The organism is Arthrobacter sp. SAFR-179 (genome assembly GCF_059414945.1).
In genome coordinates, this window is sequence record NZ_JBPFDM010000001.1 from 599,826 (window position 1) to 615,532 (window position 15,707).

General features: G+C 66.6%; 15 protein-coding genes. 7 read left to right on the top strand and 8 right to left on the bottom strand.

Features of this window, described 5'->3' with window-relative positions; translation table 11 throughout:
- Positions 1 to 139 precede the first annotated feature (139 nt).
- Positions 140 to 1,072 (top strand): cytochrome b/b6 domain-containing protein, encoded by a 933-nt coding sequence (locus ACR65K_RS02975; RefSeq protein ID WP_440151277.1) that lies wholly within the window; start codon positions 140 to 142, stop codon positions 1,070 to 1,072.
- Between the two features lie 7 nt (positions 1,073 to 1,079).
- Here ACR65K_RS02975 and ACR65K_RS02980 read toward each other — a convergent pair whose 3' ends face one another.
- The 3 genes from ACR65K_RS02980 to ACR65K_RS02990 form a co-directional block, all read right to left on the bottom strand.
- The gene (locus ACR65K_RS02980) at positions 1,080 to 2,504 is read right to left on the bottom strand and encodes a cryptochrome/photolyase family protein (RefSeq protein WP_440151278.1); all 1,425 of its coding nucleotides are present in this window, start codon (positions 2,502 to 2,504) and stop codon (positions 1,080 to 1,082) included.
- Between the two features lie 87 nt (positions 2,505 to 2,591).
- On the bottom strand, positions 2,592 to 3,380 hold the full coding sequence (locus ACR65K_RS02985) for a PspA/IM30 family protein (RefSeq protein WP_056334756.1): 789 nt from the start codon (positions 3,378 to 3,380) through the stop codon (positions 2,592 to 2,594).
- A 108-nt stretch (positions 3,381 to 3,488) separates the two neighbouring features.
- A complete protein-coding gene (locus ACR65K_RS02990; protein ID WP_440151279.1) occupies positions 3,489 to 5,540 on the bottom strand; it encodes a TPM domain-containing protein in 2,052 nt (683 codons plus the stop codon).
- Positions 5,541 to 5,822: 282 nt separating this feature from the next.
- Between ACR65K_RS02990 and ACR65K_RS02995 the strand changes: the two genes are divergently transcribed.
- The 4 genes from ACR65K_RS02995 (at position 5,823) to ACR65K_RS03010 (ending at position 10,198) form a co-directional block, all read left to right on the top strand.
- Positions 5,823 to 7,421, top strand: a complete 1,599-nt coding sequence (locus ACR65K_RS02995; protein ID WP_440151280.1) for a S1C family serine protease — start codon at positions 5,823 to 5,825, stop codon at positions 7,419 to 7,421.
- Positions 7,422 to 7,661: 240 nt separating this feature from the next.
- The gene (locus tag ACR65K_RS03000; RefSeq protein WP_440151281.1) at positions 7,662 to 8,453 is read left to right on the top strand and encodes an electron transfer flavoprotein subunit beta/FixA family protein; all 792 of its coding nucleotides are present in this window, start codon (positions 7,662 to 7,664) and stop codon (positions 8,451 to 8,453) included.
- A gap of 13 nt (positions 8,454 to 8,466) precedes the next feature.
- Positions 8,467 to 9,414, top strand: a complete 948-nt coding sequence (locus ACR65K_RS03005; RefSeq protein WP_440151282.1) for an electron transfer flavoprotein subunit alpha/FixB family protein — start codon at positions 8,467 to 8,469, stop codon at positions 9,412 to 9,414.
- Positions 9,415 to 9,418: 4 nt separating this feature from the next.
- Positions 9,419 to 10,198, top strand: a complete 780-nt coding sequence (locus tag ACR65K_RS03010; RefSeq protein ID WP_440151283.1) for a PIG-L deacetylase family protein — start codon at positions 9,419 to 9,421, stop codon at positions 10,196 to 10,198.
- Between the two features lie 92 nt (positions 10,199 to 10,290).
- Here ACR65K_RS03010 and ACR65K_RS03015 read toward each other — a convergent pair whose 3' ends face one another.
- From ACR65K_RS03015 to ACR65K_RS03030, 4 genes are all read right to left on the bottom strand, one after another.
- On the bottom strand, positions 10,291 to 11,169 hold the full coding sequence (locus ACR65K_RS03015) for an anti-sigma factor (RefSeq protein ID WP_440151463.1): 879 nt from the start codon (positions 11,167 to 11,169) through the stop codon (positions 10,291 to 10,293).
- Positions 11,170 to 11,179: 10 nt separating this feature from the next.
- Entirely contained in the window at positions 11,180 to 11,788 is a 609-nt protein-coding gene (locus ACR65K_RS03020) for a sigma-70 family RNA polymerase sigma factor (RefSeq protein WP_056334776.1), read from the bottom strand.
- Between the two features lie 214 nt (positions 11,789 to 12,002).
- Positions 12,003 to 12,470: a tRNA (cytidine(34)-2'-O)-methyltransferase gene (locus tag ACR65K_RS03025; RefSeq protein ID WP_056334779.1), complete on the bottom strand. Its 468-nt coding sequence runs from the start codon at positions 12,468 to 12,470 to the stop codon at positions 12,003 to 12,005.
- A 23-nt stretch (positions 12,471 to 12,493) separates the two neighbouring features.
- A complete protein-coding gene (locus ACR65K_RS03030; RefSeq protein ID WP_440151284.1) occupies positions 12,494 to 13,441 on the bottom strand; it encodes a J domain-containing protein in 948 nt (315 codons plus the stop codon).
- A 207-nt stretch (positions 13,442 to 13,648) separates the two neighbouring features.
- Here ACR65K_RS03030 and ACR65K_RS03035 point away from each other — a divergent pair, with 207 nt between their 5' ends.
- Positions 13,649 to 14,344, top strand: coding sequence for a hypothetical protein (locus ACR65K_RS03035; protein WP_440151285.1), 696 nt, complete (start codon positions 13,649 to 13,651; stop codon positions 14,342 to 14,344).
- 177 nt (positions 14,345 to 14,521) lie between these two features.
- Here ACR65K_RS03035 and ACR65K_RS03040 read toward each other — a convergent pair whose 3' ends face one another.
- A complete protein-coding gene (locus tag ACR65K_RS03040; protein WP_056334784.1) occupies positions 14,522 to 14,944 on the bottom strand; it encodes a hypothetical protein in 423 nt (140 codons plus the stop codon).
- A gap of 94 nt (positions 14,945 to 15,038) precedes the next feature.
- Here ACR65K_RS03040 and ACR65K_RS03045 point away from each other — a divergent pair, with 94 nt between their 5' ends.
- Positions 15,039 to 15,704, top strand: coding sequence for a helix-turn-helix transcriptional regulator (locus ACR65K_RS03045; RefSeq protein WP_056335507.1), 666 nt, complete (start codon positions 15,039 to 15,041; stop codon positions 15,702 to 15,704).
- Positions 15,705 to 15,707 lie beyond the last annotated feature (3 nt).

The following is a 15,707-nucleotide window of genomic DNA, read 5'->3' on the forward strand; positions in this document are numbered from 1 at the left end:
ACTTATGAAGGCCCTGACCGGCAGTTACGCCGGTCGGGGCCTTTCTTTTCCTTGGATGCGCACAGTTCCTAGTATTCTCTTTCGGAGAGCCCCGCGATCTGCGGGCCGCCCCAGTCATTCCTGAGAGGTATGTAGTTCGATGGCCACACCCACGAAGAAACCCGGCGCCGCGACGGGCAAGCGGTCCCGGCTTTACTGGGTGGTTCCCGCCGTCCTCGCGGCGCTGGTCCTGGTGGTGCTGGCGGCGCGGCTGCTGGTGGGACTGCCCGCCGTCGCATCCTTTCTCGCGGACTACCCCGGCCAGTCCGCACTGCCGGAGAAAGCCCCGGTGGGCTTTCCCGCCTGGCTGGCCTGGCAGCACTTCCTCAACGCCTTCTTCCTGCTCCTGATCATCCGCACAGGGTGGCAGGTACGCACCACCACACGGCCCAGCGGGCACTGGACCAGGAACAATAAGGGCCTGATCCGCACCCGGAACGCGCCCACCAAGATCACCCTCGAGCTGTGGTTCCACCTGACACTGGATGCCCTCTGGATCCTGAACGGGCTCGTCTTCGCCGTGCTGCTGTTCGCCACCGGGCAATGGATGCGCATCGTCCCCACCAGCTGGGACATCTTCCCCAATGCCCTGTCGGCCGCGCTGCAATACGCCTCGCTGGACTGGCCCACGGAAGACGGTTGGATCAACTACAACGCACTGCAGCAGCTGGCCTACTTCGTGACCGTCTTCATCGCTGCGCCGCTGGCGTTCATCACGGGCCTGAGGATGTCCTCCGTCTGGCCAAAGAAGGCTGCGGGCCTGAACAAGGCCTACCCGATCGAGTGGGCGCGCGCCGTCCACTTCCCGGTGATGATCTACTTCGTGGCCTTCATCGTGGTCCACGTCTTCCTGGTGCTCACCACCGGTGCACTGCGGAACCTGAACCACATGTACGGGGTCAGGGACGACGACGGCTGGTTCGGTTTCTGGGTGTTCCTGGCCTCCGTGGCCGTCATGGTGGCCGCCTGGTTCGCTGCCCGCCCAATCTTCCTGCGGCCCATCGCCTCCCTCATGGGCAAGGTCAGCCGCTAGGGCCGGCTCAGCTGTCCTTGAGCTGCTGGTAGGCAGCCAGCGCGCGTTCCCTGGACTCCGGCAGCTCAACAAGGGGTTCGGGATAGTCCTGAACCCCCGTCTTCCAGGGCTCGTGGATGGATGTGTTGTCCAGGTCAGCGAGCTCAGGGACGAACTCGCGCAGGTAGCGGCCGCCGGCGTCGAATTTTTTGCTTTGGGTGACCGGATTGAAGATCCGATAGTACGGCGAAGCGTCCGCGCCGGAGCCCGCCACCCACTGCCAGTTCGCCGGGTTGCTGGCGGCGTCGGCGTCCACCAGCGTGTCCCAGAACCATTCCTCTCCGACCCGCCAGTCCGTCAGCAGATTCTTGACAAGGAATGAGGCCGCGGCCATCCGCACGCGGTTGTGCATCCAGCCGGTCTGCCAAAGCTGCCGCATCCCGGCATCCACCAAGGGGTAGCCAGTACGGCCCTGCTGCCACGCTTCGAGCTCGCTCCTGCCCGGCTGCTCCCAGGCGAACCGGTCAAATTCGGGCCGGTAGTTGCGGGTGGCCAGTTCCGGGTTGTTGTACAGCAGCTGCCAGCAGAATTCGCGCCAGCCAAGCTCAGACCGGAAGATCCCGACGTCGGCAGGCACGTTTTGCGGATAGCGGCGGCGGATCGCGTACCACACCCGGAACGGGCTGACTTCGCCGAAGCGCAGGTGCGGTGACAGGCGGCTGGTCCCCTCGACCCCGGGCAGGTTCCGCCCAGTTCCGTATTCCCCGGCGGGTCCGTCCAGGAAGTCGTCCAGCCGGTGCTGTGCGCCTTCCTCCCCGGGGGTCCAGGCGGCGGCGAGGCCGCCGCTCCAGTCGGGGGAGGAGGGGAGGAGCCCCCAGCTGTCGAGATCGTCACCTGCCTGGAGGCGGCTTGGTTGCGGGGGTCCCGGGATCACAGCGGAAGGCTCCAGCGGGTCGCGGACCTCCTGGCCTGCAAGGCATGCCCGCCAGAAGGGCGTGAACACCTTGTAGGGCCCGCCGGAGCCGGTCTTCACCGTCCAGGGCTCGAACAGGAGGTTGGCCTGGAAGCTTGACGCCTCCAGACCGCCTTCCGCGGCCCACGCCTTGAGGGCGGCGTCGATGGTTCGCTCGGGCTGGCCATAGCGCCGGTTCCAGAAGAGGTGCGCAGCTCCGGCCTGCGCCGCCACGTCCTTGATCACCTGCCCGGCCGGCCCACGGCGAAGGAGCAGACGTGAGCCGCGGGCTTCAAGGGCGGAGGACAAGGCCTGCAGCGAGTGGTGCAGCCACCATCTGGTTGCGCCTCCCAGCGGCCTGATTCCGGCAGATTCTTCATCCAGGACGTAGACCACCGTCAGCGGCAGGCCCAGCGCGGCGGCGGCGTTCAGGGCCGGGTTGTCGTCCAGGCGAAGGTCGTCGCGGAGCCAGACCAGGGCGGTCTCTTCAAGGGAGGTCATGGCACCACGCTACACACTGTGGACATGGCGATGGCCGGAACCGCGGTCCCGGCCATCGCCATGTTTGCCTGTGGAAGCCAGCTGACTTTAGAGCTTGTCGAAGTCGGCTTCCTCAACGGTCGATTCGGACTGTGCGGCACCGGCGGCACCGAGGGCAGGCTTGGCTCCGCCGGACTTCAACGCGGCGAGCCGGGCCTCGATCTCGGTCTGCTCGCCCAGGTCCTCCAGCTGGTTGAACTGCGCGTCCAGGCTGGATGCTGCAAGTTCCTCCTGGCCGCGGACCTTGGCCTCTTCGCGGCGGATCTTTTCTTCGAAGCGGCCCACTTCGCTGGTGGGATCCATGATGTCGATGCTCTTGATCGCGTCGTGCACCTGGGACTGCGCCGCTGCCGTCTTTGACCGGGCCACCAGTTCGTTGCGCTTGCTGGTCAGCTGGTTGAGCTTGTTCTTCATCTGGTCCAGGCCGGTCTTCAGCTTGTCCACCACCTCGCGCTGGGAGGCGATGCTCGGCTCCGCGCCCTTGGCTTCGTTCTCGGCTGACATCTGCCGCTGCAAGGCCACCTTTGCCAGGTTGTCGAACTTCTCGGCGTCGGCAACGTCGCCGGCCGCGCGGAACTCGTCAGCCTTGCGGGAGGCGGCCAGTGCCTTGTTTCCCCAGTCGCGCGCGTTCTTGACGTCCTCGTTGTAATCGTCTTCCAGCATGCGGAGGTTGCCAATGGTCTGCGCAACGGCGGACTCTGCTTCGGCGATGTTGTTGGTATAGTCGCGGACCATCTGGTCCAGCATCTTCTGCGGATCCTCGGCGTTGTCCAGCAATGTGTTGATGTTCGCCTTTGCCAGCTGCGCGATCCGGCCGAAAATGGACTGCTTAACCATGGTGTTTGCCTTTCGTCCTGCTCTGGGTGAACCACTGGGACCGGTGCACAGTGGTGTACTGCTTCTGTCCGCCCGCCGGGGTTTTCCGGCGTGTTCCGGCGGAAGTTCTTAGAAACTGCCGGAGTCTCCGCCGCCGAAATCGCCGCCGCCGAAGCCGCCGCCGTCCCCGCCGAAGCCACCGCCTCCGCCGCCGTCACCCCAGCCACCGCCGCCACCCCAGCCGCCGTGGCCACCGTTGAGGATGGAGTTGATCAGGATGCCGCCCAGGATGGCACCGCCCAGTCCACCGCCGCCTCCGCCGCCGAACATGCCGCCGCGGCCATAGCCCTGGTTGGCGTAGCCGTCGAAGTGTTCCACGTCGGCCTGGGCCAGTTGGGCCGCCTGCGCTGCCAGGGCGTGCGCCTGCTGTGCGTAGGTGAGCGCGGTGACAGGGTCCGTGCGGGCAATGGACAGCGCATAGTCGAGGTTGCGCTGAGACTCAGCAAGCCTGGTGCGTGCCTCGGTGCCCACCCCGCCGCGGCGGGCCGTGATGTAGTCGGACGTGGCACTGATCTGCGCCTGCGCAGACATGATGGTCTGCTGCAGCGACGCCTGCGCGCGCCGGGCCTGCTCCTGCTGGTCCCGGATCCCGGTCAGGGCCTGGTCCAGGGACTGGTGGGCGGTTTCGACCCGCTGCAGGGTGGCGATGGGGTCGATCTTTCCGCCCTGGATCTCACTCTTGACCTGGGCCAATGCGGCCTCCACCGCGGCCACCGGCCCGGCCAACTCGGCGTGGGCGCCGGACTGGATCATGGCCTTTGCCTGGGCCAGGTCCTGGGAGGTGTCCACCACCGAGGCTTCGAGGCCATTACGGGCCTCGTCGAGGTTGGTGGCCACCTTGGCGATGGCATCGAGGAGAACGTTGGTCTGGTGCAGGCTTTCTTCGGCTGCGCGCACGGCCACTGCTGCAAGGCTGCTCTCGCCCTCACCGAGCTTCTGCTGCGCGGTTTCGGACGCGTTCTGCACGAAGGCCAGGCGCTCCTTGGCCTGGACGATGTTGTCCGATACCTGCGTCAGTGCACTGTCCGCGTACTTGGACCGCATGGTGGCCAGCGACTGCTCCGCGCTGGCGATCTTGGCGTCCGCTTCGCGGGCTCCGGCGTTGACTGCGGCAAGGGCCTGCGGCGCGTTCTTCTCCAGCTCACGCAGCGAGTCGAAGTCAGCCTTCTGCTCCTGGAGGGATGCCAGGGCAGCCTCAGAGCGGCGGATGATCTCGCCCAGCCAGGTCCGTTGCTGCTCCTCCGTGTCCGGAATGTGGTCGTCGAGCTGCTGCTGCAGCTTGAACGACTCCGTCATGTGGGCTTTCGCCTCAGCCAGGGCCTTGGTGAAGTTTCCGACGGCGGAATCGCCGTACTGCGCCTGGGCAAAGCCAAGTTCCTGCTCGCTGGTCTTAATGGCGTCGTCCGCCTCGATCAGCAGGGAACCGCTCTTCCGGCGGAGTTCCTCCACGCTGAGTGACGCCAGCGGGTCCAGCTCGGCGCCCTGGGGCCCGTAGCTTCCGCTGGATGCGTCCTGGCCGGCAGCCTTCTTCCGGCGGTTCCGGTAGTAGAGGTACGCGCCGCCTCCGGCCACCACCACGCCCGCACCTACCAGGACGCCTGCACCGGCGCCGTCACCGGATGACACGTTGCCGCTGCCGCCGCCGGCGGCGTCACCAATGGCGGAGGCAGTATCGATAGCTGCCTGGGCGAAATCGCGCTTGCCGCCAGCGAGGTTGGCGGTGACTGCGTTCTGGCTGATGTTGGCCTGCTTGGACCGGATAGGGCTGTTTGAATTAGTGGCGAAGTTGAACTTGCCGTCATCAACAGCAATTGCCAGGACGGCATCGGCCCTGCCCATGCTCTTCAGCTCAGCTACTTTCTGCGTCCATTGAGCTGGGTCGGTCGGGTTGGTGAAGGTTTTCACCGTGACCACGTACAGGTTGTACTTGTGGTCCTTCAACAGCTTCTGGATGGCGTCCTGGACCTCGCCCTTCCGGCTGCCCAGGACATTGGCGTCATCCACAATGTTGGTGCCCGAGGGGATAGTAACCGGGTTCTCGGCCCATGCGGCGCCGGCGGGTACCGCCAGCAGCCCGGCAAGGCCGATCACGGCGAGGATACGTTTGAACTTTGACCGCATGTGCAACCCTTCAGCACGCCTGACACCGATTCGGGACGAATCAGTCGTCGAATCCAGCAGCGCCCCCACGCTTGGTGTGAAGCCGCAGGTCGCTGTGGCAATTCATCTTGATTCTATGGTGCACCCCACAGCCAGTCCATGCGCCCGAATATGCCGCCAGCGAAACGCTATGCCGGGAGGGCGGCGACCATCGAGGCGTTCAGCAAGCTCTCAGCAAACATCCGAGCTTGTCCCAGCGGCACGGTACATAGTTAATGGCAGACGAGGATGAAAGGAAGTCCCATGACTGAGAATCAAACCCCAGGCCCGGTCCCGGAGGACAGCTCCGCGGGCAGCCGGAACCCGTGGCAGCAGCAGGATCCGCAACGGCAGGACCAGCAGCAGCCCGGAGACCGCCAGGCGGCCACTCAGTATGGGAACAGCGGCGCGGAACAGCAGAGCGGCGCGGCATACCAGAACCACACGGAGCGGCTGGACCAGCCGCAGCCGCGTGAAAACCACACCCAGGAGTTGCCGGGGGCCCCGCGTCCCGTGTACCCGCAGCGCCAGCCGTTCTACGGCCAGTCCGGATACTACGGCCAGCAGCACAACGGCCAGCCCCTGCACGGTGACGCCCACGGCACGCCCAACGGGAGCGTCGGCCTGGCGCCCAACCCCAAGGACGCCCCCCGCCGGAAGGCGAGCTTCGGCGTCGGGACCCTCGTGGCCAGCATCCTCGCAGCAGGCCTCGTCGGCGGCGGCGTGGCCACGGTGGGCTCCGGCGAACTGTTTGGCAACACCGGGTCCAGCACCTCAACCGTCGCCGGCAACAGCCAGCCCGGGACGGTCATCGTCAACAACAAGGACGACGTCAACGCCATCACCGCCGCCGCCGTGAAGGCCTCGCCCAGCGTCGTCACCATCAGTGCCACGAGCGGCAGTTCAGGGGGCACCGGTTCGGGTATCGTCCTTGACGACCAGGGGCACATTCTGACCAACACGCACGTGGTGACCCTCGACGGCCAGACCGCCAACGCCACCCTTGAAATCCGGACCAGCGACGGAAAGGTCCTGCCGGCAAAGCTGGTGGGCACCGACCCCCTGTCCGACCTCGCCGTTATTAAGGTGGACGACACCTCAAGCCTCACCCCTGCCACTCTTGGCGATTCCGGCAAGCTCAACGTGGGGGATACCGCCATCGCCATCGGATCCCCGCTCGGCCTGACCGGAACCGTTACGGACGGCATCGTCTCAACCCTCAACCGGACCATCAGTGTCGCATCGTCTGCGGCACCGGAAGGCGGTGACAACAGCCAGGGCGGCGACCAGGGCTTCCAGTTCGCGCCTCCGGGCGGCGGCCAGAGCCAGCAAAGCGCGGGGGAGGGCTCCATTGCCATCAACGTCATCCAGACTGATGCGGCCATCAACCCCGGCAACTCCGGCGGCGCCCTGGTGAACAGCAAGGGCGAGATCATCGGAGTCAATGTCGCCATCGCCTCCGCGGGATCCGGGACGTCCTCCTCGCAGAGCGGCAACATTGGCGTGGGCTTCAGCATCCCCATCAACCACGCCAAGCGCGTGGCCCAGGAGATCATCGACACCGGCAAGGCCTCGCATGGCCAGCTCGGCGTCAGCGTCAAGCCCAAGTCCACGTCGGGCGCATCCTCTGAATTCTCCGTGGGGGCCGACGTCGCCACCGTTGACCCCAACTCGGCGGCCGGCAAGGCCGGCATCAAGGTCGGTGACGTCATCACCAAGTTCAACGACCTCACCATCGGCGAACCCAACCAGCTGACCGCAGCCGTCCGCGAACAGCCGGCAGGGTCCACCGTGAAGATCACCGTCCAGCGCAGCGGCAAGGAGCAGACGTTCGACGTTACGCTCGGTGCGGCGGCCAGCTGACGTCCGGCAGCGACACAGTGCAGCAATGACGACGGCGGCGTTCCCACCCAAAGGGGGCGCCGCCGTCGTCATGCCGCGTCCCGGTGGCGGCCTGACACAGGGGTTAACGGAAGAGGGCGCGGGGGCGCGCCGATATGGTTAGCTAGGAGCTACCCGCCTGCCGGGCATTCCACGGCCATGACCCACCCGGCTGGCTGTCCACAAGCATGGAAGGCTGCTGTAAACACAGTGGAAGAGACATTGAAGATCGTAGTCCTGGTCAAACATGTACCGGACGCCCAGTTCGACCGCCACCTCAACGGTGCGGGCAACACCGTGGACCGCGACGAAAGCATTCTGTCCGAGCTTGACGAATACGCCCTCGAGGCAGCGCTGCAGCTGGCCGAGGCCAGGGGCGGAAGCAAGGCGGGCAACCAGGTCATCGCCCTCAGCATGGGCCCCTCCGGAGCCGTCAACGCCGTCAAAAAGGCGCTGCAGATGGGCGCCACCGAGGGCGTCCACCTGACCGACGACGCCCTGGAAGGCTCCGACGCCGCAGCCACCTCGCTGGCACTGGCGGCAGCGGTCCGGCACCTTGGCGGCGTGGACCTGGTCCTCACCGGCATGGCCTCCACCGACGGCGAAACGTCGCTGGTCCCCGCACAGCTGGCCGAACGGCTCGGGCTGCCCCAGGTGACCTTTGCCTCCACCCTGGAGGTCGACGGCGGCCGGCTGACCGCACGGCGCGACGCCGACACCTCCTCGGAGACCGTCGAGGCGCCGCTGCCCGCCGTCGTATCCGTGACGGACCAGGTCAACGAGCCCCGGTACCCCAACTTCAAGGGAATCATCGCGGCCAAGCGCAAGAGCATCACTACGGTGTCCCTGGCCGACATCGGCGTCGACCCCGCCCAGGTGGGCTTCGCCGGGTCCTGGACCAGCGTGGGCAGCGCCGAACAGCGGCCGCCCCGGACCGCAGGCACCATCATCACCGACGAGGGCGACGCCGGCATCAAGCTGGTTGACTTCCTGGCCGCCCAGAAGCTGCTCTAAGAGGGACATCGACATGGCAAAAGTACTGGTATTCATCGACAACCCGGGCGCCTCGCTCAAGAAGAGCAGCCTTGAACTGCTGACCCTGGCGCGCTCCCTGGGCGGAAGCACCGTGGCGCTCAATGGGGATCTTTCCGACGGCGTGGCCGCCACCTTCGCCGAGTATGGCGTGGAAAGCATCCTGCGCCCGTCGGCCCAGGACCTGGATGACTTCCTGGTAGCACCCAAGGCCGCCTACGTGGCCGCCGCGGCCGAGGCCAGCGGCGCCGGCATCGTGCTGCTGGACAACTCGCCGGAAGGCAAGGAGATCGCCGCACGCGTGGGGATCCGGTTGAACGCAGGAGTGATCACGGACGTCGTTGCCGTAGACCCCGACGGCACTGCTCACAAGTCCGTCCTGGCCGGCTCCTACAACACCGCCTGCAGGGCCACCACTGCAGTTTCCGTGCTGACCCTGAAGGCCAACAACGTCATCCCGGAACCTGCCCCTGCACCCACCACCCCGGAATCGGCCACCGTGGAGGTCCCCGCCGTGGCTGCAGCCGCCCGGATCACGGCTCGCGAGCAGAAGGTGGCCAGCGGCCGGCCCGACCTGACGGACGCACGGATCGTGGTTGCCGGCGGACGCGGCATGGATGGCGACTTCGGCCCCGTAGAGGAGCTGGCCGATGCCCTCGGGGCCGCCGTGGGCGCCTCCCGCGCCGCCACGGACGCGGGCTGGATCAGCCACGATGCCCAGGTGGGGCAGACGGGCAAGACCGTTTCCCCGCAGTTGTACATCTCCGCGGGGATCTCCGGCGCCATCCAGCAGAAAGCCGGGATGCAGACATCCCAGGTCATCGTCGCCGTCAACAAGGACGCCGAGTCCCCGGTCTTCGAAATAGCGGACTTCGGGATCATCGGTGACGTCTTCGATGTCCTTCCCCAGGCTGCGGCCGAGATCAAGAAGCGAAAAGGCTGAACCGTTGACTGCCTCCCTCGGGCAGGCAGGGAGCCCGTTCAACCCGGAAATACACCGGGTTGGGCGGGTGCTCTGTTTTGCGGCCCACCCTGACGACATCGACTTCGGCGCCGCCGGCACCATTGCCGCCTGGACGGCGGCCGGCGTGGAGGTCAGCTACTGCATCATGACCGACGGCGACGCGGGCGGCTTCGACCCCGCCCACCGCGCGGACATCATCGCCATGCGCGACGCCGAGCAGCGCCGCGCCGCGGAACTCGTGGGCGTCACCGATATCCACTACCTCCACCAGAGGGACGGGTACCTCGAGCCCTCGCACGAGGTGATGAAAGCGGTGGTGCGGCTGATCCGCGAACTCCGTCCCGACGTCGTCCTCGCCATGCATCCGGAACGGAACTGGCAGCGGATCCAAAAGAGCCATCCCGACCACCTCGCCGTAGGGGAAGCCGTAACCCGCGCCGTGTATCCGGCGCTCGAGAACCCGTTCGCCTACCCGGAGCTGGCCGAAGCCGGCCTGGCAGCCTACAAGCTGCCCTGGCTGTGGCTGTACGCCGGACCGGAGGAACGGGAAAACCACTTCGTGGACGTCACCGCCCATGTGGACGCAAAGCTGTCGGCCATCCACGTCCACGTCAGCCAGCACCCTGACGTGGACGCCATGGAAGCCACGGTCCGGCAAGGTATGCAGCTCAATGCTGCCCGGGCCGGGCTGCCGGACGGGCGCAGCGCGGAAGCCTTCCATGTGGTGGCGGTCAACGGGCCCGGGACGATCGCGGGTTTCTAGGGCAGCAAAGCGCCCCCGGTTCCTTCCATGGGAAGGGGCCGGGGGCGCTTTTTTCACTTGCCGGCCGCGTTGGTGCCGGTGTTGCCGCCGCGTCAGGCTCCCAGCGGGGCTGCCGCCACAGTGGGCAGCGTGGGCGCCGTGGACCCGCCGGCCGGCTCAACGGTGATCCCCAGTGAGGCGGCCGAATGGATTCCCTGAACCACCGCGGGCTTGGACAGGGCCTGTTCGTCCATAAGCCCCTGCGACACCGGTGCGGAGCCGTCCTTGGGGATCAGCCACATCTGGTAGACCTTGCCGGCCGGAGGAGCGGGCACGTCGCTCATCTTCACCACGGCTGCGTCCTCCGACGCTGAAATCAGGAGGGTGGCCTTGCCGCCCCCCACAACATTCACGGATGCCTCACGCAGGTCCCCGGCCCTGGCCACCTGGTTGACGGGATCGTTCTGGTCCGCCATGTAGGCGCCCACACCAACACCGCCCAGGGCGATGGCTGCGGCCGCCGCCACGCCGATGAGCCAGCGCCGGGCGCCGGACGGGCCGCGCCGTTCCTCCCGGCGCTTGCGGGCCTGCGCCAGTTCGTCACGGGCGTCCGGCCCGCCAGGGGTAATGTGAAGCGGTGTTGGAGCGCTGCTTCCGGCTGGTGCCGGCGCGCCTCCACCGGGCAGTCTGTCCTGCCCGGGGAACTGGGCAGGAAGCTGTGCGATGATCCGGTCAAACAGGTCCGACGGCGGTGCCTCCTCCACCCGGAAGGTGCGGGCCAGCGCCTCCCGGGACTGCCGGACGCGCTCGAAGAAGGCCTGGCGTTCCGCTTCCGGGGCCGCGGAGATATAGAGGTCAATGGCATCGCGTTCCTGGTCCGTGACCGCATCCAGGGCGTACAACTCGGCCAGGTCCACGGCGCGGCCTGAAGCCAGGTCCATTGCGACAGTGTCGCCGAAGGAACTCGAACCGCCGTTGCGGGCTTCATCCATTCCGCTCATCTCAACTCACCCCCAAACAGGTCTTCAATCGGATCAGTCCATCGCGGATGCGGGACTTGATGGTGGGCACCGCTGCATTCAGCCGTTCCGCGACCTCCCGGTAGGTGAGGCCGCCGTAGTAGGCCAGGCGCACGGATTCCTGCTGTGTTTCGGTCAGCGTCCCCAGGCAGCGGACCACAGCCTCAGCTTCCAGCCGGCTGCCCACTTCGTCGGACACGCTGTCGTGGTCGATGTCCTGCGTACTGGCCCCGTACCTGGCTTCCCTGTCGGTGGAAGACTGTGAGGACCGGACCTTGTCCACAGCCCGCCGGTGCGAGATGGTCATCAGCCAGGACAGCGGGCTCCCTGCCTGCGGATCGAACTTCGCCGCGTTCTGCCAGACCTGCAGGAAGACTTCCTGCGTGGTGTCCTCGCTGAGTTCGGGATCGATCAGGACGCGCCGTGCCATGCCGAAGACCCTGCGGGAGGTCAGCTGGTAAAACTCTGCAAAGGCCGCCTGGTCCCCGCGGGCAATGCCCGCCAGCAGGACCGAGAGGCGTTGGCTGAGGTCTGCAGGTGGGTCAGTCACCGCGGCGGAGCCCTCGGAATTTGGCGCGTTGGGAGTTTCCATTAATTCCAAGCATAAGTCTCCGGGCGGGGATTCCTCAGCAGTGCCGTTCCGGCTGCGGCCTGCCTGCCTGGATCCTGCCTCCAGTAGTGTCACCTGCCGCTCCTTGCTCCGCTCGAATGTCCTCAAGAGTCATTCGATGCCGGAGCGGGGGCGGATGGGACAGCGGGTGAAGAATTTGCGCGGCCGGGTGGAACCGGTCCCGGTGAGGGGTTTCCTAAAGCCTGGCCCCGGCAAAGCCCTGCTGGCGCCAGGCCTCGTAGACGGCAATCGAGGCGGCGTTGGCGAGGTTCAGCGAACGAAGGGCCGGCAGCATGGGCAGGCGCACGGTGGCGGTCACGTGGGGATCGGTTTTCAGCTCTTCCGGGAGTCCCACCGATTCACGGCCGAACATCAGGACGTCGCCGGGGCGGTAGGTGATGTCGGTGTAGCTGGTGGTGCCGTCCGAGGTGAAGGCGTAGACGCGTTCGGGCTGAAGGTGCTGCCAGGCGTCGTCGATCGACTTGTGCACGGTGACGACGGCGAGGTCATGGTAATCGAGGCCTGCCCGGCGGAGTTTTGCGTCGGAGAAGTCGAAGCCCAGGGGTTCCACGAGGTGCAGTTCTGCGCCGGTGATGGCGGCAAGGCGGATGGCATTGCCGGTATTGCCGGGGATTTCTGGGGCATGGAATAGGATGCGGAACACCTCCCCATCCTAGCCATCCATGCTCAGTGCATGCCGCGCAGCAGCCTGGCGAGGACCGGGACGTTCACCGTGTTGGGGGCCGGGCCTGATGCCAGGAATTCCTTCAAGCCGCGAACCATGCCCGCCGCGTTGACGATTTGCACAGTCTCCAGCGCGCCCGCGGGACGCCGGTGGTGGTCGATCACGGGCTCATGGAGGTTGCCGTCCGGGCTGTGCACCACAGTCCAGCCGGTGACATTCAGTTCAGGGAAGATGTCCTGCATGGCCCACACCACCCGTGCGAGCTGCGGAGGCGCCACCGCGCGGCCGCCGTGGTTGAGCGTCCGGCCGTCCCAGGCATAGGCGCCCTTGGGCAGGAGCATGGAGTTCACCAGGGCCAGCCGGTAGCCGGACAGGACCGCGTGGTCGATGTGATTGTTGTCAGCGGGCGACTGCAGGCCGTTGATGAGCCGGGCGGCCGGAATGTTCGGCAGCACCTGCCGGGTCAGCAGCTGCACGGTGCGCATTTCGCGCTGGATGCGGGCTTCGGCGCCAAAGATCCCCCGTTTCCGCGGCATGCCATGCACCTGTTGGCGCGCTTGGGCAAGGGGAATAAGCGGGACGTCGGAGTTCTCTGTCCCGTACGGCGGAACGTAGACCGGCGGGTCTCCCGCAGTGTTCCTGCCGTTGTCCGGCCTGCGGACGGTGGCAGAAGCCCGGCTTCCGGCGGCGGGCGCATCAAAGTGGGCGCCGTCGTCGGCCGGCATGTCGCGTACCGGACCGGCGCCGTAGGTGCGGTCGTAGGCTTTCCGGCGCTGTGGATCGATGAGGGTCTCGTAGGCAGCGGTCACGCGGCGGAAGGTTGCAGCATCGCCCCCGTGGTCCGGGTGGGCCGTCCTGGCAGCGCGCCGGTAAGCCACCTTGATTTCCTTGTCGGTGGCGGTGACGGCCACGCGAAGGACCTGGTAGTGGGAGCTGCTGCTCTCAGTCAAGATGTTCCTTTTCTTGATGCGCGGCTTCTTCAAATTCTCCGCAGGGGAAGGAAAGTGCCCGCCCAGTTTAGCCAGCACAGTCCGGCCGGCACGGAAGGCGGCCTGCCGTAACAACGAATGCCCTGGGCTTCCGGGTTCCCGGGGGATGCCGTCTAGACTCGTGCTGCGCGGCCGGACAGCGGCGGCGGGGGGTGCAACGGAGTGGAGATGGATATGCCGACGACGGCGGGGCGGGCCGGAAGGGCAGGGAACCGGGCGGTGCTGCTCGCCGCTGCCGGCCTGGGTTCGGTGCTGCTGGTCGCCTGCAGCGTGGACGTGCGGGATCCTTCCGTGACTGCGGCTCCTGCCGGCACGCCCGTTGTATCCACGCCCACCATCACACCGGGATACGACGCCGCGGCAGTGGCGGGACGGGACCTGCCCTTTGCCGCCGGCGGCACCCTGGCGCCCGGGGTGCCGGTAGGCATTTCGGATGGGCTGAAAGACGCACCTGGCTGGAAGCTGGTAAAGGAGAACGTGTCGGGCGCCAGCCAGTTCGCCAAAGCCGATGGGTGCCTTGTCGCCGCGAGGGTCAGTGCAGGGCAGGGTCCGCTGGTACGCGGTGGGGACCGGGAATCGTCCGTCGCACTGTTCCAGTACCTTGATGCCACCATCCAGCCCTCGTATCTGAAGACGGACACATTGCAGTGGGGCGGTACCCCTGATGCTCCCGGGAAGAACGTGGAAGTGCTGGCCCTTGAGCAGTCAGCTCCCGGCGGACGGTCCACTGCGGTGTTGGCAAGGGTTTTTGGGGCCGCGCAATCCTCGGCCTATATATCGGTGTCCTGCCCGGATCCGGCAACGCTTGCTTCCGCCCGCGGTGACGTGGTCCGCTACCTGCCATTGCTGCCGCCGTCTGCTTGAGGCTGCGCATGTTGCGGGCGGCTTCCTCGGCGCCGGGATCCCTTTGCAGAATCCCCGGTTTTCTAGGTCCGCGCGCGCAAAACCGCCGGCGGCTGGAGGGCTCAGCTGCCGGCGGGTCTTTGTGCAGTTAACGCCAGGCGCCGCATCGAGGGCAGCGCCGGGCGAATTCCCGCGAGATCACGCAGCGGCTCGGCTGTTTTCCATCGACAGGCGGTTAAGGGCCAGCGCGCCCACCAGCAGACCGAAGTCCCGCAGGGCCACGTCGTAGAAACTCCCGAGCAGCAGCAGGTTGATGATGATCCCTGCTAGCCAGGCCGCCACCAGCAGCGAGCCGTATTTCGGCCGGACCGCCACGACGATGCCGGCGATGATCTCCACAACGCCCACGATGTACATGAAGGTCTGGGGCGCCAGTGGTACGACGGCGGTGGCCTGGGGCGCCAGGTACACGGTCCAGTCAGTGAGGATGTTGGTGAACTTGTCCAAACCGAAAAGGATCGGTGCGACGGTAAAGACAGTGCGCAGCAGCAGGAACGCCTGCCTGGCCGCCGGCATGGCTGTTGCTGCGTTCCGGGCCTGCACTGCCGACGTTGATTTCATGGTGTTCTCCTTCTAAAAGTAGGTATGCCAATTTTAGAAAGGCAAGGTTCTATAATCAATAGATCCTGACTTTGGATTTGGATTGGTGGACATCATGTACCGACTTCCATGGGCTGACAGGATTGCTGCCGTAGCCTCGCTGACGGATGGCAAGAGGCTGCAGCTTTTCGAACTGGTGGCCGCAGCGCCAGGACCGCTGGGGCGGGACGAAGTGGCCGAGGCTACAGGCATGCCCCGCAGTACCGTCTCCTTTCATCTGGACAGACTGGTGCAGGACGGCTTGCTGGCCGTGGAGTTCCACAAGCCGGCCGGGAGAGCAGGGCCGGGGTCCGGCCGCCCCGCCAAGATGTACCGGCCGGTGGGAAGCGAGGTCAACGCGTCAGTACCGGACCGGAACTATGACCTCGCCGGGGAACTCATGGCGGCGGCGATCGAAACCTCCCAGGCCGGCGGCGCCCCCGTCGGTGAATCGCTCCGTGCGGCCGCCTTCCGGAAAGGCCGGGAGCTGGCAGAAGCAGCCGGCGGCCTGGAGGAATTCCTGGCCGAAGCCGGCTACCAGCCGGAGCAGGACGGTGAAGGCGGTTACCTGCTTCCCAACTGCCCGTTCCACCGGCTCTCACGGTCGCATGCGGCAGTGGTATGCGACATGAACGGCGCCTTCCTGCGTGGGGCCGCGGTGGGCTGTGGCAGTGCGGAAGAGCGCGTTGCCCCGGCTGCCGGGCCCGGTCATTGCTGCGCGAGGATCACCGCCGGGGACTGAGGG